We start from the raw sequence: 24745 nt of genomic DNA on the forward strand, positions 1-24745 counted from the left end.
ATACAACGACCTCCACCGTGCTGCCTTGACCCGGAGGTCCCTAACAGGAGTTACATTATGGCGACCCTTGAAGAATTGACTGGAAAGATCCGTGAAGGCGTTGGCGAAGACAGCGGTCTCAAGAAGACGCTGAAATTCGACTTCGGAGCCGATGGCAAGATCTACATTGATGGCGTGGCCGTGCCCAACACCGTCAGCAATGAAGATCTTCCCGCAGACTGCACGGTCGCGGTGAAGTTCAGCGACTTCATTGCCATGTCGGAAGGCAAGCTCGATGCCATGATGGCCTTCATGCAGGGCAAGATGCGGGTCCAGGGTGACATGACCGTCGCCCAGAAGCTGACCCCGATCCTCAAGAAGCTTCAGTAACCGATCGGTCGGGGATCGACCTTCCGGCCGATCCCCCGTCTGCCTGCCAGGAGCGCTGCACAGTGAACTTCGATTTTTCAGATGAACAGAAAATGCTGCGCGAGCAGGTCTCGCGCGCGTTAACAGAGGCAGCGCCCCTGACCGAGGCGCGCACGGCCCTGACAGGGGGCTTCGAATATTCAGAGCGCGCCTGGAATGCGATTGCCGAGGCCGGAATTCTTGGCGCAGGCATTCCCGAGGAGTACGGCGGTCTTGGCCTTGGCCGGCTCGAATGGTGCGTAACCTCCGAGGAAATCGGACGGACCCTGGCACCTGTGCCATACCTTTCAACGATTGTGCTGGCGGAGGCGCTGCTTGCCTTCGGTTCGGCCGCGCAGAAAAACATGTGGTTGCCCCGCATTGCCGGTGGCCAGATCATTGGCACCTGGGCGGACGCCGAAGGCCCTCGTGAACTCCGCGCAGACAATCTCCAGGTCGAATTCAAGTCAGGCCGACTGACTGGAAAGAAGCTTCCCGTTCTTGACGGAAATATTGCCGGCCTCGCGGTCGTGCTGGCCCGGACGGACGATGGCCCGGCCCTGGTCCTTGTCGATCTCGAAAAGGGCGTTTCGCGCCGGGCACTAAAGACCCTCGACAAGTCGCGGCCGCAAGCCGAGCTGCACTTTGACGGAGCCCCGGCCGAATTGCTCGGCAAGGCGGGCGAGGGCTGGACTGCTTACACGCAGTTGATGAACCGGGCTTCGGTCCTGCTCGCTTTTGAACAGGTCGGTGCAGCCGATCGCGCCCTCGAGATGGCGCGGGACTATGCCCTCGAACGGCACGCCTTCGGGCGGCCGATTGGCAGCTACCAGGGAATCAAGCACAAGCTGGCCAACATTTATATGGCGAACGAAATCGCCCGCGTTCACGCGCTCTGGGGGGCATGGGCGACCTCTACCGACGCCTCGGATTTGCCGCTCGCAGCTGCAAGCGCAAGGGTTTCAGCGAACCGCGCGTTCACCTTGGCCGCGCAGGAAAACATCCAGACGCATGGCGGCATCGGCTTCACCTGGGAATCCGACTGTCAGCTGTTTTACCGCCGCGCCCGGCTTTACGCTGGTCTGCTTGGCCCCGAGCTCGATTGGAAAGAGCGGATCGTCACGAGCATCGAGCTCAGCAACGCTGCCTGAGGAGGCAATTTCATGGATTTCAGTGATACTCCGGAAGAGGCCGAATTCCGGGCAAGCGTGCGCAAATGGCTGGAGGCCAACGCACAGCGCGCTCGCGGGACCTCGGGCAGGTTTACCGGAACCGGCACGGACGACATTGGCGCTGCCAAGGCATGGCAGGCGAGCAAATACGAGGCCGGTTATGCAGCGATTACCGTGCCCGAAGTTTATGGTGGCAGGGGTGGGACGCCTATCCAGGCCCTGATCTATCGCCAGGAGGAAAGCGCGTTTGCTGTCCCCACCGGGGTCTATGAAATCGGACTGGGCATGTGCGTGCCCACGGTCATGATGCAGGGCAGCGATGCTCACCGCGATCGCTTTCTGGTGCCTGCCTACCGTGGCGACGAAATCTGGTGCCAGCTCTTTTCAGAGCCGGCAGGCGGATCGGACATTGCTGCCTTGCGGACCCGCGCCGTACGTGACGGTGACGACTGGGTGATTAACGGTCAGAAGGTCTGGACCTCGGGCGCGCATTTTGCCGATTTCGGGATCCTTCTGGCCCGGACCGATCCCACCGTTGCAAAACACAAGGGTCTCACGATGTTCATCGTCGACATGAAGGCCCCGGGCGTCGATGTCCGTCCCATCGAGCAAATGTCAGGCGGCGCTGAATTCAACGAAGTATTTTTCGCCGATGTTCGCATACCTGACAGCGACCGCCTGGGCGCCGAAGGCGATGGCTGGAACGTAGCACTCGGCACGCTCATGATGGAACGCATGTCCGCAGGCCAGGGTTTCGGATTCTTCGGAGCAACCGAAGTCCTTGAACTGGCCCGGAAGACGGAAATCGGCGGACGTCCCGCCTCAAGCGATGCGCGCGTTCGCGAACGCGTCGCCGATTGGTGGATCAACGAGCAGGGCCTCAAGCTCCTCTCCTACAGGGCCCAGACGGCTCTTTCGAAAGGCGAGCTGCCCGGGCCGGAGCAGTCAGTAAACAAGGCAATCGAAGCGCCGCAGGCACAGGAAATTGCCTATTTTGCCAGGCAGCTTCGCGGACAGGCGGGCAGCATGGACGGCGAGGAGATTGATGAAGACTGGGTTCACGTCGATCGCAGCTGGCTATGGGCGCCGGGGATGAGACTTGGTGGCGGTACGGACGAGGTCCTGCGAAACATTATTGCAGAACGTGTGCTTGGCCTGCCCGGTGATGTCCGTGTCGACAAGGGTGTGCCTTTCAACCAGCTGACCAGCTAGGGACCTGGCTGATGGCTGGAGCCATTGCCCTTGAAGAGATATTCGCGGCGATGCGGCAAGCCTGCACCGCAGAGCCTGTCCCGTCGCTGGCGATCCGGCGAGACAGGCTCGAACGCTGCATCTTTCTGCTGCGGAAGGCGGAGGACGATATCTGTGCTGCGCTCTCGGCGGATTATGGTTCCAGACCGGCAATCGTAACCCAGCTGGTGGAGATCGGCGGCGCCATTGCAGCACTGCGTCATGCCAAGGCGCATTTGCGGCGGTGGGCGCGGCCGAGGCGCGCGTCGGCCGGCTTCGCATTGTGGCTTGGCGGCGCGCGTGCGCAACTCGAACCCGTTCCCAAGGGTCTCGTCGGCATTGTTGCTCCCTGGAACTTTCCCGTTCAGCTGACTTTCTCTCCGCTTGCCGCGGCCCTTGCTGCAGGCAACCGGGTAATGATCAAGTTGCCGGAAGCAACACCCCTGACATCGGCACTGATCGCCGAGCTCATCGACAGACACTTTGCTCCCGATGAAGTGGCCGTGATCAACGGCGATAGCGGTGTGGGCGCCAAATTTGTGTCACTGCCTTTTGATCATATCCTGTTTACCGGAGGCGCTGCCGTCGGACGCAAGGTGATGGCTGCAGCCTCTGCCAACCTGACGCCGGTCACGCTCGAACTGGGCGGACGGTCGCCGGTCATTATTTTGCCCGATGCGGACCTTCGACACACGGCCCGAAGTATTCTTTCCGGTAAGTTGCTGAATGCCGGACAGATCTGCCTTGCACCCGATCACGTGTTTGTCCCCGAAGACATGGTCGAGGCGCTTGTTGCGAGCCTCTTCGCGGCCTCCCGGGAGATGTTGGGAAAGACAGGTGCGGATGCGCTTAACAGCATAATTTCGTCGGATAATGCGAGGCACTTGCGCGGACTTGTTTCTGATGCACAATCGCGTGGTGCCAGGATCTTTGAGCTGGGATTCGCCCACGGAGAGAACCAGATTTCGCCCTGCCTTGTGGTTGGTGCGCGGCCCGGAATGGCCATACTCCAGGAAGAGATTTTCGGTCCCCTATTGCCGATCATCGCTTATGATGACCTCGGCGCTGTCCTTTCCGATATTTCGTGCCAGCCGCATCCACTCGCGCTGTACATATTCGGTCACGACAATCGGACGATACGCCATATCCTCGACAACACCGTCAGCGGCGGCGTCACGATAAACGATATCCTGCTCCATGCCTCATCTGAGGGGCTGCCACTCGGCGGCATTGGGGAATCAGGCATGGGAGTCTACCGGGGGAAATGGGGTTTTGACACCTTTTCGCATCTCAGGCCGGTGTTCCGCCGCGGATGGCTGGATGCTGGAAAGCTGCTTCGCCCGCCTTACGGAAAACTGGCATCACGGGCCGCTCGATTCCTGGTGCACGGCAGATGACCTTGCGGGACATGGAAGGCCGCGTTGCCCTTGTCGCGGGCGGTGCCGGCGGGATCGGCGGAGCAATCTGTCGCCATTTTGCCGATCGCGGCGCCCGCGTCATTATCGCCGACCTCAGTGAGCGCAGGGCAAATTTGCTTGCAGCGTCCATCGCTGAATGCGGCGGGGACGCCACGGCGACGCATCTCGATGCCGGAACCGAGGCGTCTTGGCGCTCGGCCCTCGATGCGATCGGCGGTGAGCTCGACTATCTGGTGACCAGCTTTTTTTCCGGATTTGCCGGAAGCGTTGAAGACCTTTCCCTGGAGGGCTGGGAAACCTGTTTCCGGGCGACTGCTGCAGGTGTTTTTCTTGGCATGCACGTCGCGGTGCCGCGAATGGTGTGCGGCGGTTCGATCGTCAACATTGCGAGCGTGGCAGCTCACTCCGCATCGCCGCAGAACATCGGTTATTCAGCCGCGAAGGCAGCGGTGGTGAATCTCAGCCGCTCGGTTGCACTCGGCCTCTCTGATCGCAAGATCCGGGTCAACATTGTGACGCCCGGGATGATACGGACCCGTGCACTGGAAGCCACCATGGCCGCGCTCGCGGAGCGCGGTGAAGCCTTCGAGGGAGACAGGGTCCCGCTCGGCGGGCCCGGTGATCCGCATGACATTGCCGAGGCAGTTGGCTTTCTGTGTTCCGATGCCGCGCGCTACATAACCGGGGCCGAGCTGGTGGTCGATGGTGGGCTGGGGCTGGTCGGGCCATGAACCGCCCGGCGGAAATTTCCGGCATTGCAGGCAGCACCGTCCTGGTCACCGGCGCCTCAGGTGGACTGGGAGAGGCTCTCTGCGAGATGCTGGCGGCGAATGGCGCTCTGGTTGCGGCCGGAGCGCGCCGGGCGGACAAGGTCGAAGAGCTGGTCGCGCGCATCCATGCCCGGGGAGGACAGGCATGTGCCTGCCCGATGGACGTGACAGACGAACAATCGGTTGCAGCGGCCTGGGACGTTGCTGAACGGGAGCTCGGGCCCGTCAGCGGGGTTATTGCCAATGCCGGAATTACCATTGACGGGCTCGCGCTGGACTTGTCACCGGCCAGTTTCAGGACGGTTATCGATACCAATCTGACCGGCGTGTTCCTGACCCTGCGTGAAGGCGCGCGCCGTATGGTGGGCCGCCGCGCAGAAGGCAGGATGATCGCCATTGCCTCGGTCCTTGCAGACAAGGTCGTACCCGGCATTGCGCCATATGCGGCGTCGAAGGCTGCCGTTGTCCAGCTGGTGCGTGCCCTGGCGCTCGAATGGGCGGCACGGGGTATCTCTGTGAATGCCATTTCTCCTGGTTACATCCGGACCGACATCAACCAGGCTTTCATGGACAGCCGGGCAGGCGAACGGTTCGTTGCCGGCTTTCCGCGCCAGCGCCTGCTGCAGCCCACAGACATATTGCCGCTCGCACAGCTGCTCCTTTCGGATGCTGCCCGGACAATTACCGGCAGGAACTTTGTCGTCGATGACGGCCAGACACTTTAGGGGGAAAAATGAACGTATCAGGAGCCGTTGCGGTCGTGACCGGCGGTGCTTCCGGACTTGGCGCAGCGACCGCTGCCCTGCTGGCCGATCATGGTGCAAGGGTCACTGCATTTGACTGCGGCGCCTGTGTGACCAGCAATCCTTCGGTTTCCCTCGAGCGGGTCGACGTGACTTCGACCGAATCGGTCACTGCCGGCTTTGACAGCGTCGAATGGCGCGATGGACCGGTGCGCATCCTGGTAAATTGCGCGGGGATCTTTCCTGCCGGGCGGATGATCAACCGCGATGGCTCTGCGCATGACTTCGAGCAGTTTCGGCGGGTGCTCGATGTCAATCTGGCAGGGACCTTTCTCGTCTCCTCTGTGTTCGCCAGCCGGCTGTCGAGCCAGCCCCTGGTCGAGGAGGAGCGCGGCGTGATCGTCAATACCGCCAGCGTGGCGGCATTCGAAGGGCAAATCGGCCAGGTCGCCTATGCAGCGTCCAAGGCCGGGGTCGCGGGCATGACTCTCCCCATGGCCCGCGACCTTGCCCGTCACGCGATCCGCGTAACATCAATAGCCCCCGGACTGTTCAAGACGCCAATGGCCATGGGGTTTGCGCAGGAAGAGACGGCAGCCATTGAAGCGCAGGTCCCGTTCCCTTCGCGGTTTGGCCGCCCGGAGGAATTCGCGGAGCTCGTGCTCGCAATCATCTCAAACCCAATGCTCAACGGCGAGACCATTCGCCTTGATGCCGCTCTCAGGATGACTCCGCGATGACGGACCTTGCGCTGGATATCGCTTCGCGTGTCGAGGCTTTCGTTCGCGGCACTGTCTTCGGCTACGAGCAGGACCCGCGATGGGAAACGCATGGTCCTTCCGCGGAACTGGTCGCCGAGATGCGCGCCGCTGCCAAGGCCGCCGGAGTCCTGACCCCGCATATCCTCCCTGGCGGCAAGCATCTGAGCCAGCGCGAGACTGCGCTTGTCCTGCAGGCCTCGGGTTTGTCGCCGCTCGGGCCGGTTGCGGTCAATACGGCCGCACCGGATGAAGGAAACATGCTGCTGCTGGGCCGCGTTGCAACGATCGCGCAGCGCGCACGTTACCTGGCTCCGCTTGTCGCCGGAGAAACCCGCTCATCCTTTCTCATGACCGAGCCCGCCTCGGAGAACGGTGCGGGATCGGACCCCTCGCTCCTGCGCACGGCCGCGAGGCGTCAGGGAGACGAATGGGTGATCGATGGGCGCAAGACCTTCGTGACCGGCATCGATGGCGCCTCCTGTGGGATTATCATGGCGCGCACCGGAGAGGAGGCGACCATGTTCCTGGCGCCTCTGCCGAACCCTGCAGTCCGGATAGAGCGGATCATCGATACCATCGACTCCACCATGCCCGGCGGCCATGCCGTGGTGACGATTGAGGACCTGCGCCTTACCGATGCAGATGTGCTTGGCGAAATCGGTCGCGGCTTCGAATATGCGCAGGTCCGCCTCGCGCCCGCACGTCTCTCGCATTGCATGCGCTGGCTGGGCGCCGCGAAGCGGGCCCACGCGATTGCCAGCGACTATGCCTGCCGCCGCAGGGCTTTCGGGCGGTTGCTGATTGATCATGAAGGTGTTGGCTTCCAGCTCGCCGACAATGTGATTGACCTGCGCACCTGCGAACAAATGATTGCCTGGTGTGCCGACGAACTGGACAGCGGCAAACGCGGGTCCGCCGAAAGTTCGGTCACCAAGGTTGCCGTATCGGAGGCGCTGTTCAGGATTGCTGATCGCTGTGTTCAGGTCATGGGCGCGACAGGGATCAGTGATGACACGGTCGTTGCCCGTATCTTCCGGGAAATCCGTGCCTTCCGAATTTACGATGGACCAACCGAAGTCCACAAGTTCGCGCTCGCGCGCCGCATTCGGCGTTCGCATCTGGGCGCGGACGGGTGAGCGCGGACCCTCGCGACAATGTCGGCACTGTCCCGGTCCGGCCTGAACTGCGCTTTGATGAAAAGGCGCTGACGCAGTGGCTTTCTGGCGAAATCGAAGGATTTCGCGGACCGGTCAAGGTTGAGCAGTTTCGCGGAGGGCAATCAAATCCAACCTATGCGCTAGCCTGTCCGGCGGGATCGTTCGTGCTGCGGCGAAAACCACCCGGCCGCCTCGTGCCCGGCGCACACGCAGTCGAAAGGGAGGCGCGCATCATGCAGGCGCTCGCTCCTACTGCCGTGCCCGTACCTCGCATCGTTGCACAGTGCGATGATCCCCAGGTCATCGGTACGCCTTTCTTTGTCATGGAACGAGTGGAGGGCCGGATATTCTGGGACGCGGCATTTCGCGGGGTTCGGCGCGAAGACCGGCCCGCCTGTTTCAGCGCGATGCTCAATGTTCTCACGCAGCTTCACCGGATTGATCCGCCTAGCGTGGGGCTCGGCGATTTCGGCCGGCCTGACCGCTATCTTGAACGACAGGTCCTTCGCTGGATCCGGCAGTATGAAGACGATTGTGCCGAGGCCGGACGCGATCCCGATCTTGACCGGCTGGTGGAATGGCTTCCCGGGGCATTGCCCGCTCCTGGAGCAACGTCACTGGTTCACGGCGATTTCCGCTGTGACAACATGATCTTCCATCCGGGCAGGCCGCGCGTCATCGCTGTACTCGACTGGGAGCTTTCGACACTGGGCGATCCGCTCGTCGACTTTGCAAATCACGCCATGATGTACCGGATGCCCCCCCATATTGCCGCCGGTCTCGCAGGAGAAGACCTGTCCGCCTCGGGTCTGCCAAGCGAGAAAGAATATCTTGGAGCCTACTGCCGGAAGATGGGCCTGTCCGGGCTCGAACACTATGAATTTTACATGGCGTTCTGCCTCTTTCGTTTTGCCGCAGCTTATCACGGGATCAAGGCGCGCCTTGTTCGCGGGACCGCTGTATCGCCCCATGCGCGCGCCCGTGCGGCGCTTGTGCCGGAGCTGTCGGGTCTTGCCTGGAGTCAGGCGAAGCGGGTGATCGAAGGCTGCGAACTGTGATAGTCTTGGTGCAGAACAATGATCGCTTCAGTTCGACTGGCCGAAATGCATTGCAGAGATTGCTCACTTGACGGATTAAAAAAATCTAATAATCATTCAATCAAATTTGTGAGTCGAGGATGCGGAAGAGTCGAATAGCCTTGCTGTCCCTTGCCCTGTCGGTGGTGGCCGCCAGTGGCTGGGCCCTGTGGGCGGCAAACTGGTCCTCACTTCCTGTCGACCGGCAAGGACCCTTGCCCTCAGCCGCCCCTAGCCGGACGGAAGGGCCGCCAAACATTGTCCTGATTGTCGCCGATGATCTGGGTTATGGCGGCGTCTCTTCCTATGGCGGCAACCGGTTCACGACGCCGCAGATCGATGCCCTGGCCTCGAGCGGCGTGCGCTATACCAATGCCCATGTCACGGCTTCAGTCTGTTCGCCGTCGCGCGCCGGTCTCCTGACAGGGCGGAATGGTGTCTCCTTCGGCTTCGAATTCAATCCGGGCGACCAGCAGGATGAGGCCAGCAAGGCCTGGGGCCTTCCTCTCAACGTTCCAACTCTAGCCGAACGCTTGCGGCAGCAGGGCTATGCAACGGCAGCCATCGGCAAATGGCACCTCGGCGGAGCTCCCGGAATGCGCCCGACGGAGCGGGGCTTCGACGAGTTTTTCGGGGTGCTCGAAGGGGCCTTCAATTATTTCAGCGTCGCACCCGAGGGCGCGGACGCGAGCGGAATATTCCGTCTTATCAACGGCCCCGACCGCCGTGTTACGCCCTTCCTGCGTGGCAATGCCAAGGTTCGGGTCGATGAATACGCTACCGATCGCTTCACCTATGAAGGCAGGTCCTTCATCCGGCGTCAGGCGAACCGGCCTTTCTTCCTCTACATGGCCTATAACGCGCCGCACTCTCCCTTCGAGGCGCCCAGGAAATACCTTGACCGGTTCCCCAAACTCAAAGGTGTCGAGCGGACATTTGCGGGTATGATGGCCGGCCTTGACGACGGTGTTGGGGCCCTCATGGCAGAGCTGCGAGCTCGCGGTCTCGACCGGAATACTCTCGTCATTTTCATGAGTGACAATGGCTGCCCCAACTATCCAATCCAGGATGGACGCCTTGTCTGTTCGAACGCGCCGCTTGCCGGAACAAAGGCATCGCTCTTTGAAGGTGGGCTGCGTGTCCCCATGATCGTTTCAGGGCCGGGTTTCGCAACGGCGGTCAATAACAATCCTGTAAGCTCGCTCGATATCACGCCCACTGTGCTTCGTCTTGCAGGCGCTGCAGTTCCTGCCAGTCTCGAAGGGGTTGACCTTCAGGCGTCGCTCCGCCCGGAAGCCGCTAACCGCCGGCTGTTCTGGCGCAGCGGACAGAGTGTTGCATCGCTCCATGGCAAGTACAAATTGCACATCGCCGAACGGGCAGACCCAAAGGCCAAGGACAGTTCCGGCGACAACCCCCTGGCCCGAATCCGCCGCAAACTGGCGGGCGAGGAAGACCGGGTTCGGGCGCGGACGATGACGGTCTACGGACAAGGCAAGCCCGAATGGGGCTACCACTCAATGCTCTATGACATTGATTCCGATGCCGGCGAAACGCGCAATCTGGTGCCGACTGATCCGAAAAAGTTCGCTGAAATGAAGGCCGAACTTGAGAAGTGGAATGCCACTTTGCCCAAACGGCCGAACTGGGGCTCGGATCTCGATGCCATTTCCGAGCATGAAGGAGTGAACTTACTGCGACACTGATTTCGTGGCTGGCTGCAGGCCTAGTCACGTCCAAAAATTAAATTGCCAAGTGGAAATTATTTTGATCGAGTGGTAGAAACGAACGCGGAACGATGATGAAAAGCATCGCCGCAAACTTTGGGGATGGATTATGAAATATCTTTTGCTCTCTGGTGCTGCATTCTTCCTTCCGATGGGAACGGCAACCGCATCGCATGCAGCCGAGGCTTCTGCGGAAGCCGATAACCAGCAGCCCCAGACCGGGCAGGACATCGTCGTCACTGCGCAGCGGCGCGAGGAGCGCTTGCTCGAGGTTCCGGTCTCGGTGGGCGTGATCAATGAGGTCCAGCTTCAGCAGTCCCGCGTCCAGGAGGTCTCGGATCTCGTCGCTGTCACGCCTGGTCTGAGCTTCTCTTCGACTACAGTGCGTGGCGGCGGCTTTCGCATTCGCGGCGTCGGCAGCACAGCCGGCAATGGCGAGCCTTCGGTTTCCTATGTTGTCGACGGTGTCGTATTCGCCGATCAGTCGGTAGCCCTCGACCAGAACCTGTTCGATACCCAGCGGATCGAAGTGCTTCGTGGGCCGCAAGGAACACTGTTTGGCAAGAACGCTTCAAGCGGTGTGATCAGTATCACGACCAAAAATCCGACAAAGGAGCTGGAAGGACAGGTCGAGGGCACCCTCGCTGAATTCGGTGAACGCGAAGTGCGGGCAGTGCTTTCCGGACCGCTCGGTGACGAATTGGGCTTCCGCATAGCCGGCACGCATCGTTCGCTCGACGGGTATTTGCTCAACCGGGTGACGGGCAAGAAGTCCGGCGGACTCAACCAGGACAGCATTCGCGGCAAGCTGCGTTGGCAGCACGGAGCGGGGACGATCACGCTCAGTGCCGACTACAACGACCGCGAGGACTTCGGGCTGCCCTTTACGGAACGCGCTTCGACCGATCCCAACCGCATTGCGCTGCTGGCCGGATTTGGCGTCACGCCGTCGCCAACCAATACTGATCAGGCTTATGACGTACCGACCTTTTCGGGCCGCAAGAGCGGCGGCGTGTCGCTTTCGGCGGACCTCGATATCGGCAATCACGTTCTGACCAGCATCACGGCCTGGCGTCTCAGCAACAATACGCCCGATTCCCTTGACGCAGACGGGCTTCCCGTCAGCCGTCAGCCGGGCTCGCCCACGCTTGCCAATTCCTACAACGAGCTTCTGGTCGAAGCACAGCGCTCAGACATCGGCCGCAACGAACAAATGAGCCAGGAATTGCGGATCACCTCGCCACGGGGCGGTACGCTGGAATACGTCGGCGGGCTCTATGGCATGTGGTCGAAGGACACCACGGGTACATTCAGGACGGCGAGCCAGTGTATTGCCTATTCGGCTGCCACGCTGACCAGTGGCCCGGCATCGCCGCTGATCCAGGTTCCCAGCACGAGCGCAAACTGCGACCACCCCGATGCAACCCGCGCTGAAATCCTGTCACGTGGCACGACAAACGATGGCAACACGAGCTCGACAACCAGCCTTGCCGCCTATGGCCAGTTCTCCTTGCGAGTTCTGGAAACGGTCAAGCTGCTTGGCGGCCTTCGCTATACGTCCGAAGAGCGCAGCAATCAGGCGGTCCAGGGCAGCGCGTTCAACCAGTCCCTGACATTCCTTTCAACACCGCCCGCAGGCGTCAGAAACGCATTCAATACCGGGGCCGGCCTTCCGCCAACGACGCCCATCGTTGCCGGTACCGTGCTGACCTTGCCGGACAACCCGGGCAGCATCCGCCTCGCTGAACGCAGTGACCGGAACCTGTCGGGCCGGGCGGGCGTTCAGTTCCAGCCCAGCACCAATCTGGATATCTACGCCACCTATGCGCGCGGGTACAAGGGACCGGCGCTCAACATCGGTACCGGTGTCTATACCGATCCGGAAAAGTCCAATGCCTACGAAGCCGGTATCAAGGCACTGCTGGCTGACCGCAAGATTACCGCCAACCTCGCGGTGTTTCTCACTGACTATAGCGGCTTCCAGGCAAACAGCTTCGACACAACGCTGTCTCGCTACGTCATCGTGAACGCGGGCAACGTGCGCACAAAAGGCTTCGAGGCGGATTTCACTGCCCAGCCAATCGAGGGTCTCGATCTCAACGCGTCGGTCACTTACGCAAAGGCAAGGGTTACCGACTTCCGCAGTGCGGCTCAGTGTTACCCTGGGCAACCCATCGCGAATACGGCTGCAGCTCTGGTGCCCAATCCGCCCCGTGACGGTTCGTGCTACATCATCGGAGGGACGGCAGCGAGCCCGATTTATGGGCAGAACGTCAATGGCGGGCGCTTGCCGGGTTCCACCGACTGGAAGTTCAATGTCGGCGCGCGTTACGCCCATCCGATCGGCCAGGACTACTTCGGCCTTATCGGCATGAACTACACTTGGCAGAGCGATGCCCTGTTCGACCTGAGCCAGGATCCGAATACACGGCAGAAGGGCTACGGTACCTTTGACCTCAACGTCGGGTTTGGCCCGCAGAGCAGGCGCTGGACGATTACAGCCTTTGCCCGGAACCTGTTCGACAAGCAGTTCGCATCGACGATCCTCTACACGCCTACCTCGCAGGTCAATGTTCTGAACAATGCTCCAAGCTCCGCAACCGTGCCAGCTACTGCAAACGCCAGTCCCGGCAACTACGTACAGCTGCTGCCCCGCAATGCCTTCAGGCAGTTCGGTGTCACCGTACGGTTGAAGTTTGGCGGTAAGGATTGACGATCAACGTCGGTCCAATCCCCGGTCCTGCCGGGAACCGAAGAGGGGTGGGCTGGTCCCACCCCTTTTTTTAATGCGCGGGCTCGGCGCTATGCACGGAGTGGGAGATGCCTGGGAATACCGGCAGCCTCAGTGAATGCGAGCGGATCCGGACTGTTGTAGCCCGGCTTTTACAGACCTTCACTCGCCTCAATTGGCGCGAAGGTAAGCCTGATATGCGGGGAGCTGCGGATCCCGACTCTGAATCATCTGGGCAAGAAGCGCATTTCTCAGGGTCTTGAGCCTGCTTTGCATTGCCTGATCCCGCACGCGATTGTTCAAGGCGTTGGGGTCTGCGCGGCGATCGTATAGCTCTTCGGCGGGGCGCCTGAGATAGAGCCTGAGACGGTCTGCTGCGGCGCGATTGGCCTCCGCGGAACGTTTCATCGCGGGATAGGTGAGCCCTGTCTGCGATTCGGAAATGAAATCCTTGTCCTCACCGGACCACTGGTTCCAGATGTAGATCGTATCACCGGTGGTTATGCTTCGGCTTGGATAGGCAAGAACCTTCCGCGGCACGACCGGCAATGCAATGTCGACGCGGTCAACATAGCCGACAATTTCCCTGGCACCTTGCGATGCCGGGGTGCTGCCGGACAGGGCGGTCAGAAATGATTTGCCATTCATTCCGGCGGGAGCCTGGATGCCTGCGGCATGCAGAATGGTCGGCATGACATCCGTACCTGTCGCCATGTCGCTGACGACATGGCCTGCCTTGGCATGGCCCGGCCAGCGCACGATCAACTGGCTTCGCAGTCCCGCATCATAGAGTGTCTGCTTCGCGAAGGGGAATGCCATGCCATTGTCGGAAGCAAACACGATGAGCGTGTTCCGGTCGGCGCCGGTTTCCCGCAGTGCCTGCATTATCCTTCCGACACTTTGGTCGGCGCGGTGCACAGCCGTATAGTATTGCGACAGCTCCTCTCGAACTTCGGGCAGGTCGGGAAGGTAACCCGGAACGTGCACATTTTGGGGCTCCACGAACTGCGGAGGATCGGGCGGGAGATCACCCTGGGGGTCGAGAAAGTTGAGGATGTTGCCCCACCAGGCGCGCTTTCCGCCCGGGAAGGGGCGATGGGGATCCTGGATGTTGGCGTTCAGAAAGAACGGCTTTCCGGCCTTCTTGCTGTCTTCAATGAACCTGCGGGTGTGGCGGTAGAAGGCTTCCGGATCCCGTCCCACGCCAAGGTCCCGGGGCGTAATCCAGTAATCCCAGGCCGTCGGTTCAAGCGGCGGCGTGTGCGTGTTCTTGGCGAGAATGCCGATACGCCAACCAGCCCCGCGGAGGGTTTCCGGCAAGGTGGGCACGCCCGGATTGATCGGCAGGAAGCCAATCGCGCCGCTAGCATGCGGATAGCGTCCGGTCATCCAGGCCGAGCGTGACGGTTGGCAGATCGGCGAGGTGACGAAGGCTTGCTGGAAGAGCACGCCTTCAGCTGCAAGGCGATCGATATTGGGAGTAATGCCCGGGATCGGATTGCCGTAGACGCCGGACGAATCCCAGTTCATGTCGTCAACGGTCAGCAGCAGAATGTTCGGCGAGCCCGGAGCAGCGGTAACAGCCGGGGCTGGCGATGGAATCGGGGGAGGGGCAGGTCGCCTCGCGATCGCAATCCCGATCACTGCTACAGCCGAGACCGCGAGCAATGAGAACGTGCAACCACGGCGGCGCGTTTTCGACATCTGACCTCTTCCCTTGTTCTTGTGGTAGGATTAATTATACAATAGGAAAATTTATTCAAGCAGGATGAGAGAGGATCGACATGATAACACGGCGTAGCATTCTAGGGGGATGTGGTGCTGCTGCCCTGCTTTCCGGCTGTACCAAAAAAGAAGCGCCCCGCGCGCCCATCCAGCTCGATGTCTCTCCTCTCCAGGTCTGGACTGTGCAATTCGAAGGCGCCGGGGGCCGGATCGAGATTGCCCTTGCCCGGACTGCGCATGGCGGCGGTCTTGCCTGGCGCGCCCTGGACCGCGAGGTCGAACTTGTCACATGGTCACCGCTTGGCCTCGTGGTCGAAGGACAATCGCTGTTCGCGAAACTTGAATTCGACAGCGCGGAATCCTTTGTCGAGAAAATTGCCTATCCGCTCGCGCACGGAGCCGTCAGCAAGGTCGATATGACCCGCCGGCGGGACCGGCTCTGGTTCCGCAGGCCCGACGGGCGCCGGGTCGGCATCGAAGTCCATGCCGCCCGCGACGGCGTGGCCCTGCGCTATCTTGTTCCGGACGCCCCCGGCGGACGTCCGGAGCGCATGGTTGACCGCGAAGAGACCGGGTTTGCTCTGCCTCCAGGGTCGAGGTTCTGGTCGCAGCCCTATATGTACCCCTGGAAGTTCGGGCCAAGCTACGAGTATTATTTCGAGGGTCATTCGGACTCCGGAACGAGCGAACGCCAGGTCTTTCCGCTCCTCATTGCAGCCAAGGGGCGTTACGCATTTGTCACTGAAACCGGGGTCGACGGCCGGTATGCGGCATCACAGCTCCAGCCCGACCAGAGCGGCAAGGTCCTGCTGTGCGATTTTCCGCTGGCAGGCGAAGCAATGGAAGAAGGCAAGCGCAATCCGGCCATTCGCTTTCCCTTCGAAAGTCCCTGGCGTCTCGTTCGAATGGGCACTCTGCCAGAGGTCTTTGCCTCGTCAATGGTCACCGATCTTGCCCCGCAGCTTGATGAGCGCTTCGGCGGGGCACTGCCGGGATGGGTCAAGCCGACCACGCTGGCCTGGGACTGGTGGAACGACCGTGAGACAGGCGATGTTGCCGAACAGCGGCGCTATGTTGATGCTGCGGCAGAATTTCGTTGGGGCGGTGTCCTCGTCGACGCCGGATGGAGCGACTGGAATAACGGGGCGAGCGAGACGCTGGTCAAGGAACTGGTCGACTATGCCGCATCGAAGCACATCGATATCCACCTGTGGTACAATTCGGGTGGACCCAACAACAAGGCGGGCGGCCAACCCCGTGACCTAATTCACGATCCGGTACGCCGGCGCGCGGAATTTGCGCGCATTGCGGCTATGGGTGTGCGGGGCATCAAGGTGGACTTCTGGCACTCCGACAAGCAGCTACACATCGCGCGGTATCTCGAGGTCCTGGCTGACGCCGCTGACAACCATCTGATGGTCAATTTCCACGGCTGCACCCTGCCGCGCGGCTGGGAGCGGCGCTTCCCCAACCTCATGTCCATGGAGGCAGTCCGCGGCGGGGAAACCTACGCATTTCCGGGATGGTACAAGTGGCTGGAAGGTGACCAGGGCCCTGCAGCGATCGACCATGTGCGCTTCGCGCTGATCAGGAACCTGGCGGGATCGATGGATTACACCCCGCTCGTTCTGGAAGCGGCGCGGAAAGCCCACGACATCAGCTATGCCCATAGTCTCGCCCTGCCGGTCGTCTTTGAATCGGCCTTGCTGCACTGCGCCGATTCCATCGAGGCTTACCGGAGCCATTTTGCGGCATTCCCGTGGATGCGCCAACACCTCGCGCGCCTGCCCTCGGCGTGGGACCAGTATGTCCTGGTTTCCGGCGACCCCGATTCCCATGTCGTCGTGGCCCGCCGCAAGGGCAACGAGTGGTACGTGGCCGGGATCAATGGGCGCGCGGGGAGCCATGATTTGCGCCTCGACCTTTCTGCACTGGGCGCAAAGGCGCAGCACGCAGAAATCATCTCCGACGGGACGGCCTCCGACCAACCAGTCTGGGTCAGGACTCCATATTCCGGAACGCTGCAGTTGAAGATGGCTGCGTCAGGCGGCTTCGTGGCAAGGCTATCGCCGGAACTGGCTTCGTAAAGCCTGAGAGCTGCAGGCTCCGGCGCGGTCCTTTAACCAGGCTGCGCCGGAGCCGTCAGGTCGGCCTGTCCCGCGGCGGAAGGGCACTGGACGAACAGCGTTGCTGCGGCTGGAACCAGAGCAACAAGCGCCGCGATCGACCACTGGCTGAACGGGCCCGCCGAACTGCCCGAAAGAATGACCAGGCTTGCCAGACCTGCACCGGCGCTGCCCATGCTGGCACCAAGCAAGGTCCAGGCAGTTGTCTGGACCGACCTCACCAGTCGGCAGATCATGCTTCCGGCTCCGATGCCGGAAAGGAAGAGCAGCCCCGCGGCAGGCCAGGTCTGCAGGAATGGGACAACCAGGAGCGCTGCTGTTGCAATCCCCAGCCATCCGGCGCGCTGGTCCGTGAGCGTGCGAGGCAGCATCGAACAGAGCAGGAGACCGGTACAGAATGAAAGCGTGCCCAGGGGCGCGGCGGTGGGACTCCCCATAGCAAGATCGAAATAGGCCGGGAGCGCGAAGACAAGAAATCCGAATCCAGCGCCCAGCACAATGGCAGAAGGCCGCGACGCGAGCGGATCGTCTCCGAAGGGTTGTACGTTTTCGGTAACCCTTGCGGTCCACAGGCCCGCCACGGCCGGAATTACGAAGACGGTCGCGGCCATCCACCATCCGGTCGATCCACCAATCGCGAGCGCCAGCGGTGGATGCAGCCAGCTGACCAGGGCAATGCCAAGAACCAGCCAGCGCAGCGACGGTTCAGGCTGGGTCCGGCCCTCAAGATGCACCGCAGCAATTCCCGCCAGTGCAGCCAGGGCTGCGCCTCCCACCACGGCATGCCACACGGCTGCAATCAGCACGTTTGTGTCGAACGAGAGGAAATTTGCCGGTACTAGAACAGCAGGCAGAAGCAGGAGCAAGGGCTTCCGGATCCCGAACCTCCGAAGCGCACCACAAATGGGGGTGCCAATCCAGCCGATAGCGAGGGCAATGGCGGCGGAAATCTGCGCGAATACAAGCGGAAGACGCTCGTAATAGGCAAGAAACTCCCAGGCAGGAGCGAAAAACAGCCCCGCCATTCCGCCAATCGCCAGGGCTTCGATGCGGTTCGACCAACGTTCGTTCATTGGGCAGATTCTCCGATCTGGAACAGCTTCACGGTTCTCTCGGCAAGCGTGACGAGAAACCGGCGCAGAATGGCCGACGCCGTTTCCGGATCAGCATCGTCCTGCGCAGCCTTGCGCAGCGCAGTCAGTTCGGCGGCAAGCTCCTGGCGCACGTTTTGATAGGACGGGTCCTCATAGAGGTTTTGCGTCTCGCCGGGATCCTTGACCCGGTCGTAGAGCTCCCAGCGTCGCACGCCCAATTGATAGAGGAAGACCAGTTTGTAACGGCTGGTGGCAACCCCGTAGTAGCAAGGGACCACGTGCTCGCCCGGGCACTCGTGATAGTGCAGGTAAGCGGCCTTTCGCATGTCTCGATTGTTGCCGGTAAGGGCCGGGAGAAACGAAATGCCGTCGAGGCCGGCTTGCGGCGCGGCACCGGCCGCCTGGAGCAAGGTCGGCAGGACATCGACCTGGGATGCCAGGCCTTCGGCGCGCTGGCCGCCGGCGATATGGCCCGGCCAGCGCATCAGGAAAGGCGTGCGAAGGCTCTCGTCGAAGTACCACCGCTTGTCGAACAACCCGCGCTCACCGAGGAAGAAGCCCTGGTCTGAGGAGTAGATGACGATCGTGTTGCTGCTGAGGTTCTGTCGGTCTAGCTCGGCAAGGAGGGTGCCGACGCTGTCATCGACGGACTGAGCGGCATCCCGGTAGTCCGTGATGTAGCGGCCGTAATTCCAGGCCGCCTGATTGGCACCAAGCGGCCGGTTTGTCCGATACTGCTGGTTCGCGGTCGCATAGCGACGGTCCCAGGCCGCACGCTGCCTGGAATTTGAAGCCGCCGGATAGCGGAGCTTAAGGTCGCGAGGGTTCAGGTCTCGGCCGACTTCCATTCTCTGGCTGACAAGTTCAGGCAGGGCACCGCGGCCCGGTGTCATTGCCGGAGGTGCAGCCGGTACGGGGCCTGGAGCACCGCGGGCAACAACGTCCGGGTCGAAGGGGCGGTGGGGGCCCTTGTGCCACATGAACAGAAGGAACGGCTTGTCGTCGCGGGGGCGGGCGCGGAGCCACTCCAGGGTTCGCTCGGTAATCAGTCGGGAGGCATATCCCTGGCGCTGAATGGTCCCCGTGGCGCGCTCGAAGGTGGGGTTCCAATAGCGCCCCTGTCCCTGCAGATCCGACAGAATTTCCCAGTCGTCAAAACCCTGAGGGGTCGACTTGAGATGCCACTTGCCGAAAAGGGCGGTGCGGTATCCGGCCTTGTGCAGCAGACCCTGCAAGGTGGGCTGACTGCCGTTGAACGTGTCGTAATTGTCGCGAACACCGTTACGATGGGAGTACTTACCGGTGAGCAGCATTGCCCTTGCCGGCGCGCAAAGCGAATTGGGGGAGAGCATCCTGTCGAGCACGACGCCTTCCCGACCGATCCGGTCAATCGCCGGCGTGCTGGCAATTCCCTGCCTGTAGGCCGAGATCGCCTGCCACGCGTGATCATCGCTGAGGATGAAGACTATGTTCGGGCGCTCAGCGGCGGGCTTGGGCCTATCCCGTTCGGGTGCCGTGCCGGCAAGGGCGCCGGTGCTGGCAAAGGCAAGGAAGCCCAGCGCGATTGCGCGCCCTTGCTTCCTTGCCCGCGCCATCAACCCAACCTCACAAGCTTGCTGGTCCGGCACATCATGAACATGCAGGCCTTCACTTCGATCGTTCGGCTGTCGATCAGCCGGAGCGATCCTTCCACCTTCTTGCCCGTAGGTGGATGGTAGATCTTGCCTTTGGACCACTTTGTCGGACCGCCTTTCAGCCCCGTGATAAAGTACTTGCCGACCAGGCGGTCACCGCGGCGTGCCGGATCGGGATTGTTCTCATCAAGTCGCGGCTTTTGCGGAGTCTCGCCGTCGATCTTCACGATCCGTGCGCAAAGATCAGGGCCGCATTTTTCAAGGCTGAGCGTTGCGCCGCCCATCGCCGGCGTGCGCCAGAGTCCTGTCGCCTTTTGAGCCGTCGCAGCCTGGCTGGTCACCAGGAACCCTGCAATCATGAGCAGGGACATGAGCTTTCGGCTGGGCATCTTCAAAAATCTCCCGGGTGAATCCTTTTCGTCAAATACCCATGCCAAATGCCGTTCTATTTTCCAAGTGGAAAAATAACTGGTGCCGCTTTCACGGCAGCCGGCCTCGCCTACGATGTCCTTTTGACGGTGCGGAACCCAATATGGGAAGAACCGGTGTCAGGCGGCCCCGGCGTACGTGCCGAAGGACGGTAGCGAAGGCAGTAGTTGTCCGCGCAGAGAAAGGAGCCGCCCTTGGCCACGTGCTTTGCCACGCCGGGTTCATCGGGGTCGAGGGCATCACTTTCGGGCGGGATGCTTGCTTTCCCGCCATTCGACGAAATGTTTGGCCGAAACCAGGTGTTTGTCCATTCCCAGACGTTGCCTGCCATGTCCGAGAGCCCAAGGCCGTTTTTCTGGAAACAGCCGACAGGAGCCAGTTGCGCGCGGTATCCGTCAGTACCTTCGTCCGCGACCGGGAAGGGACCTTGCCACATGTTGCCCGACCGCCCGTCAGGCGCGCTGTCGCCCCAGCTGAAGCGTTTGCCTTCAAGCCCGCCCCTTGCGGCGAACTCCCACTCGGCCTCGGTCGGCAGGTCGCGTCCGGCCCATTGCGCATAGGCCAGCGCGTCCTGATAAGCGATCTGGACGACAGGGTAATCCGCCTTGCCTTCGATCGAACTGCCAGGACCCGCAGGATGGCGCCAGTCGGCACCCTTGACGACTTGCCACCACTGCGACGGGTCGCGAAGGTCAACCTGGCCCTGGGGCTGCGTAAAGACAAGCGAGGACGGGGCAAGATCTTCCTTTGCCACCGTCGGGTAAACAGCCGGATCAAGCGGCTTCTCGGCCATGGTGACATAGCCGGTGGCTTTCACGAAGGCCGCAAACTGAGCGTTCGTGACCTCTGTAGAGTCTATCCAGAAAGAGCCAACCGACACCTTTTGCGGCGGCCCTTCTTCCCGGTTCTCGGGCTGTGCGCCCATGGTGAAGGTACCGCCCTTGACGAAAACCATCCCCTTTTCAGGTCGGAACGGTTCTGCCGCAGCGGGGGAGCCGCAACTTGTTCGCACCGCCGCATTCTGTCCAACCTTTTCAGGGGCATCGCGATTGCACGCGGCCAGGGCCATAACTGCAGACAGGGCTGCTGTGACATGGACAGATTTGTGCATCAGTACTTTTCCAGACTCTTGAGCTTTTTCAGCTTTTCGGGGCTGTCGGGCAGGAAATGCTGATCGAGATCGGGATCGCCGGGCTTGCGCATCCAGCGTTCAGGAAAGGTGGCAGCCGGCGGGCCGCCAATGTCGCGGAATACGGCACCGCTGTTGAACTTGCGGGTGTATGGAACGGTGTGCTGTCCATTGCTGCCCAGCATGTCGTAGAGTTGCTGTCGCATCGCGATCTTGGTCTCCAGCAAGGCAGGGTCATCGATCAGGTTACGGGTCTCGCGGGGGTCCTTCTGAAGATCGTACAACTCATCAAGATCCCAGATGCCGTGATACTGGATCAGCTTGTAGCGATCGCCCCGCAACGCAAAGGTCGTGGGAGTCATCGGATAGTTGAACTCCCAGTAGTATTCGTAAAGCAGATTTTTGCGCCAGTCAGAAGGAGCCTTGCCAGTGGCGATCGGCAACCAGCTCTGGCCATCGAAAGCACCGGGCCCGGGCTTCGCGCCGGCGAGCTCGGCGAAGGTCGGTGCAAAGTCGATATTTGCCACTGTTTCATCGCGAACCTGGCCGCCCTTGATGAACCCCGGAGCATAGACCAGCAGGGGCACGCGCATCGACTCCTCGTATGCGTTGCGCTTGTCGATCAAGCCGTGTTCGCCGAACATGAAGCCATTGTCGGATGTGAAAATGACGATCGTGTTCTTGTCGAGATGGTTCTTCTCGAGATATTGCAGCAATTGCCCGACACTCTCATCCACCGCCGAAAGGGTTTCAGCGTAGGATCGGCGATAGGCCTCCATTGACAGCTTGCCGTGATAGGGAAAGTCCGCGCCGTGCCAGCTGTTGCGCTGATTGCGCACCCACATCGGCTTGCCCTCGTAGTTGGCCGGGGTATCGGCCATGGTTTCCGGGTCAGGAAAACTGGTCTTGGCATATTGCCCCTTGTGCCGCGTTGCCGGTTTGAAGTCGGCATGCAGCGCCTTGTGGCTCAGGTAGAGGAAGAAGGGCTTCTTTGCATCGCGGCCGGTGCGCAGCCAGTCGAGCGCATAGTTCGTCAGTTCGTCGGTAATATAGCCGGCCTGCGGCACGTGCTTGCCGTCAACATTCAGAACATTGCCCTGCGCATTGTTGGCAGATTCGCCAACGATCTGATCGGGCCAGTAATTGCCCTGCCCGGCAAAGCTCACCCAGTGGTTGAACCCCGGCTGCGGATCGTCGCCTTCGCCGCCCATGTGCCATTTCCCGACGAAGGCGGTATCATAGCCCTGGTTGCGAAGCAGCGTAGAGACAAGCGGCGTTCCTGCGGCGATCGGCGCATTGTTATCGACCACGCCGTGCCGGTGCATGTACCGTCCGGTAATGATCGAGGCCCGGCTCGGTGAGCACAGTGCGGTTGTCACCACGGCATTGCGAAAATAGATGCCCCCCTTCGCGAGCTTGTCGAGATTGGGCGTGTGCAATTTCGGATTCAGAATCCCCAGTTCATCGAAGCGCTGGTCGTCGGTGAGTACGAAAATGATGTTGGGTTTGGCGGGCTGCGTCATCTCGCCTGGCGCAGCAAGTGTCGGGGTGGAAGCTGCGGCCATGGCAACGAAGATGAACATCGATTTGAAGAATTTCATGGTCAGGAAAATCCTATCCGGAGACGATCATGTGTGGTGTCGGAAACTGTTGAAACCGGCGCGGTCATCGAACTGGTTTCGCGGTTCGCGGCGACGTCGACACCGGCTTGCGACCGCATGGCAATCGGGGCGGCGCGGACCCGGTGCGAAAGCGCTTTTGCCGGTCCATCGTTCACTTCTTTTCGTAGGGTTTTCCAGCCGCCAGGGACCAGGCCATCCAGTCGGAGGCCATGGACCTCACCCGGTCCGGGTGAGAGCCGGCCAAGTCCATGTTCTCGCCGGCATCGTTTGCCAGATTGAACAACTGCCAGGTCTTCCCGTTGTCCGGAGAAACCGCCTTCCACTGACCAAGGCGAACGGCGCGGTATGCGCGGTAGGCCCAGAAACGTTCAGCAGAAGGAACCTGTCGTCCGGAAAACAAGGGAGCAAGATTGACCCCATTTGTCGCGGCAGGAACCGAATCTCCTCCGGCAAGCGAGACAAGCGTCGGGAAGAGGTCATTTATCTGGCCGGGCACGCTTGTCGTGCCGCGTCGTTTGAGTCCCTCGGGCCAGAAGGCAATCATCGGCGTACGCATGCCGCCTTCGTACAGTGACTGCTTGTAGCTTCGCAGGGGCGTGTTCGAAACCGCGGCCCAAGGTTCGCCATAAGCAGTATTGCTTTCGCGTGAACCAATCTGGGCGCCGGGTATGACATAACCGAAATCCCGGGCCATTGCCTCCGGCGACATCGAGGCCGCGCCGTTGTCAGACAGGAACAGGATGAGCGTGTTGTCGTACTGTCCTGTCGCTTTCAGTTCGGAAATGACTTTGCCCAGATTCTTGTCCAGCCGGTCGAGTTGAGCGGCGAACACCTCCATTCGCCGTGCCCATTCCCCCTTGTCCTGAATGGTCTCCCAACCCGGGATCGACGCCGGCATACTGGCGAGTTTCGTTCCGGGAGGAAGAAGCTTCGCCGTCTTCATGGCAGTCAGCCGGCGGTCACGCCAGGTGCTCCATCCACTGTCGAACTTCCCCTTGTACCGGGCGATATCCTCGGCGGGCGCATGAAGGGGAAAATGCGGCGCTGTGAACGCCAGATAGAGGAAGAATGGCTTGCCACTGTCCAGCCTGGAGTGCTCGCTGATCATCTCGCGCGCCGTGTCGGCGATCGCATCGGTCATGAAAAAGCCGCTCTGCGGGATCGGCCAACGGGCGCCGTCCTTGATCATGAAAGGCTTGGAGGGCCAAAAGCTCGATTGTGCAGGATCGTCCTGGGCCTCGCGCATCCGCATTTCAAAATAGCTGGATGCTCCGGTCACAAGACTGAAGCTGTGAGCAAAACCCCGCTTGTCTGGCCATTGGTCCGGTCTTTCCCCCAAATGCCATTTGCCCGAAATGTAAGTGTCATAACCCTGGGCCTGTAGCGCCTCTGCAAGAGTGGGAATTTCCGGTGCAAGCGGGCTGTCGACGTTCGAGTCTAACGGTGCGCGCGCAAGCACGGCCCGTGATGGACGGCCCGAGAGCAGGGCGGCTCGCGATTCAGTGCATTTCGCCTCATTGTAGAACTGGGTGAAGAGCAGGCCGCGGCGGGCAAGCGAATCCAAGTTTGGCGTCCGGATGCCGCTTCCGAACATCCCGAGATCCGAATAACCCATGTCATCTGCCAGGACGAGCAGTATGTTAGGTCTTGCCCTTGTCTTCAGGTCAACCGGGGAAATTGGACGTGTTTCTGCGCTGTCAACTCTTTGGATCCGGCCGGGTGACGCGTTTGCAGGTCCTTGGAGGCTGGCGAGGGCATACAGCGCGCTTGCTGAGAATAATGCGGATTTTAGCAGATTCATCGAACTCCTCTCC

General features: G+C 61.1%; 20 protein-coding genes. 12 read left to right on the plus strand and 8 right to left on the minus strand.

Translation table 11 applies throughout. From position 1 onward, the window contains the following. Positions 1-57: 57 nt before the first annotated feature. The 11 genes from WG900_RS12880 to WG900_RS12930 all read left to right on the plus strand — a co-directional run bounded on the left by WG900_RS12880 (position 58) and on the right by WG900_RS12930 (position 13154). The gene (locus WG900_RS12880; protein WP_339967626.1) at positions 58-369 is read left to right on the plus strand and encodes an SCP2 sterol-binding domain-containing protein; all 312 of its coding nucleotides are present in this window, start codon (positions 58-60) and stop codon (positions 367-369) included. A gap of 62 nt (positions 370-431) precedes the next feature. Next, complete coding sequence (locus tag WG900_RS12885; protein ID WP_339967628.1) at positions 432-1538, plus strand: acyl-CoA dehydrogenase family protein; 1107 nt, start codon at positions 432-434, stop codon at positions 1536-1538. A gap of 12 nt (positions 1539-1550) precedes the next feature. Then, the gene (locus WG900_RS12890) at positions 1551-2771 is read left to right on the plus strand and encodes an acyl-CoA dehydrogenase family protein (RefSeq protein ID WP_339967630.1); all 1221 of its coding nucleotides are present in this window, start codon (positions 1551-1553) and stop codon (positions 2769-2771) included. Positions 2772-2782: 11 nt separating this feature from the next. Next, positions 2783-4186 (plus strand): aldehyde dehydrogenase family protein, encoded by a 1404-nt coding sequence (locus WG900_RS12895; RefSeq protein WP_339967632.1) that lies wholly within the window; start codon positions 2783-2785, stop codon positions 4184-4186. After that, positions 4183-4938, plus strand: a complete 756-nt coding sequence (locus tag WG900_RS12900; protein ID WP_339967634.1) for an SDR family NAD(P)-dependent oxidoreductase — start codon at positions 4183-4185, stop codon at positions 4936-4938. Before WG900_RS12895 ends, WG900_RS12900 begins: the two co-directional genes overlap by 4 nt. Further along, on the plus strand, positions 4935-5702 hold the full coding sequence (locus WG900_RS12905; protein ID WP_339967635.1) for an SDR family NAD(P)-dependent oxidoreductase: 768 nt from the start codon (positions 4935-4937) through the stop codon (positions 5700-5702). Before WG900_RS12900 ends, WG900_RS12905 begins: the two co-directional genes overlap by 4 nt. An 8-nt stretch (positions 5703-5710) precedes the next feature. Beyond that, positions 5711-6460, plus strand: coding sequence for an SDR family NAD(P)-dependent oxidoreductase (locus WG900_RS12910; RefSeq protein ID WP_339967637.1), 750 nt, complete (start codon positions 5711-5713; stop codon positions 6458-6460). Continuing rightward, positions 6457-7617 carry an acyl-CoA dehydrogenase family protein gene (locus WG900_RS12915; RefSeq protein WP_339967638.1) on the plus strand — a complete coding sequence of 387 codons (1161 nt, stop codon included), beginning with the start codon at positions 6457-6459 and terminating at the stop codon, positions 7615-7617. Before WG900_RS12910 ends, WG900_RS12915 begins: the two co-directional genes overlap by 4 nt. Then, entirely contained in the window at positions 7614-8696 is a 1083-nt protein-coding gene (locus WG900_RS12920) for a phosphotransferase family protein (protein WP_339967639.1), read from the plus strand. Before WG900_RS12915 ends, WG900_RS12920 begins: the two co-directional genes overlap by 4 nt. A 119-nt stretch (positions 8697-8815) precedes the next feature. Next, a complete protein-coding gene (locus WG900_RS12925) occupies positions 8816-10420 on the plus strand; it encodes a sulfatase-like hydrolase/transferase (protein WP_339967640.1) in 1605 nt (534 codons plus the stop codon). A 172-nt stretch (positions 10421-10592) separates the two neighbouring features. Beyond that, a complete protein-coding gene (locus WG900_RS12930) occupies positions 10593-13154 on the plus strand; it encodes a TonB-dependent receptor (RefSeq protein ID WP_339967641.1) in 2562 nt (853 codons plus the stop codon). A gap of 189 nt (positions 13155-13343) precedes the next feature. Here the strand turns inward: WG900_RS12930 and WG900_RS12935 are convergent, their stop codons facing one another. Next, positions 13344-14876: a sulfatase family protein gene (locus WG900_RS12935; protein WP_339967643.1), complete on the minus strand. Its 1533-nt coding sequence runs from the start codon at positions 14874-14876 to the stop codon at positions 13344-13346. Positions 14877-15079: 203 nt separating this feature from the next. Here WG900_RS12935 and WG900_RS12940 point away from each other — a divergent pair, with 203 nt between their 5' ends. Next, positions 15080-16984 (plus strand): glycoside hydrolase family 97 protein, encoded by a 1905-nt coding sequence (locus tag WG900_RS12940; protein WP_339967644.1) that lies wholly within the window; start codon positions 15080-15082, stop codon positions 16982-16984. Positions 16985-17016: 32 nt separating this feature from the next. Here WG900_RS12940 and WG900_RS12945 read toward each other — a convergent pair whose 3' ends face one another. The 7 genes from WG900_RS12945 to WG900_RS12975 form a co-directional block, all read right to left on the minus strand. Continuing rightward, positions 17017-18048 (minus strand): hypothetical protein, encoded by a 1032-nt coding sequence (locus WG900_RS12945; RefSeq protein ID WP_339967646.1) that lies wholly within the window; start codon positions 18046-18048, stop codon positions 17017-17019. A 44-nt stretch (positions 18049-18092) separates the two neighbouring features. Further along, positions 18093-19712 carry a sulfatase-like hydrolase/transferase gene (locus tag WG900_RS12950; RefSeq protein ID WP_339967648.1) on the minus strand — a complete coding sequence of 540 codons (1620 nt, stop codon included), beginning with the start codon at positions 19710-19712 and terminating at the stop codon, positions 18093-18095. Next, positions 19712-20140, minus strand: coding sequence for a DUF2147 domain-containing protein (locus tag WG900_RS12955; protein ID WP_339967769.1), 429 nt, complete (start codon positions 20138-20140; stop codon positions 19712-19714). The genes WG900_RS12950 and WG900_RS12955 overlap by 1 nt, the downstream gene beginning before the upstream one ends. A gap of 110 nt (positions 20141-20250) precedes the next feature. Then, positions 20251-21135, minus strand: coding sequence for a formylglycine-generating enzyme family protein (locus WG900_RS12960; protein WP_339967649.1), 885 nt, complete (start codon positions 21133-21135; stop codon positions 20251-20253). A 155-nt stretch (positions 21136-21290) separates the two neighbouring features. Beyond that, complete coding sequence (locus WG900_RS12965) at positions 21291-22910, minus strand: sulfatase family protein (protein ID WP_339967650.1); 1620 nt, start codon at positions 22908-22910, stop codon at positions 21291-21293. A 2-nt stretch (positions 22911-22912) separates the two neighbouring features. Beyond that, positions 22913-23086: a hypothetical protein gene (locus tag WG900_RS12970; protein ID WP_339967652.1), complete on the minus strand. Its 174-nt coding sequence runs from the start codon at positions 23084-23086 to the stop codon at positions 22913-22915. Beyond that, positions 23083-24546, minus strand: a complete 1464-nt coding sequence (locus WG900_RS12975; RefSeq protein WP_417597837.1) for a sulfatase-like hydrolase/transferase — start codon at positions 24544-24546, stop codon at positions 23083-23085. The genes WG900_RS12970 and WG900_RS12975 overlap by 4 nt, the downstream gene beginning before the upstream one ends. Positions 24547-24745: the final 199 nt, after the last annotated feature.

The sequence above is a fragment of the Novosphingobium aquae genome (assembly GCF_037572715.1).
GTDB lineage: Bacteria > Pseudomonadota > Alphaproteobacteria > Sphingomonadales > Sphingomonadaceae > Novosphingobium > Novosphingobium aquae.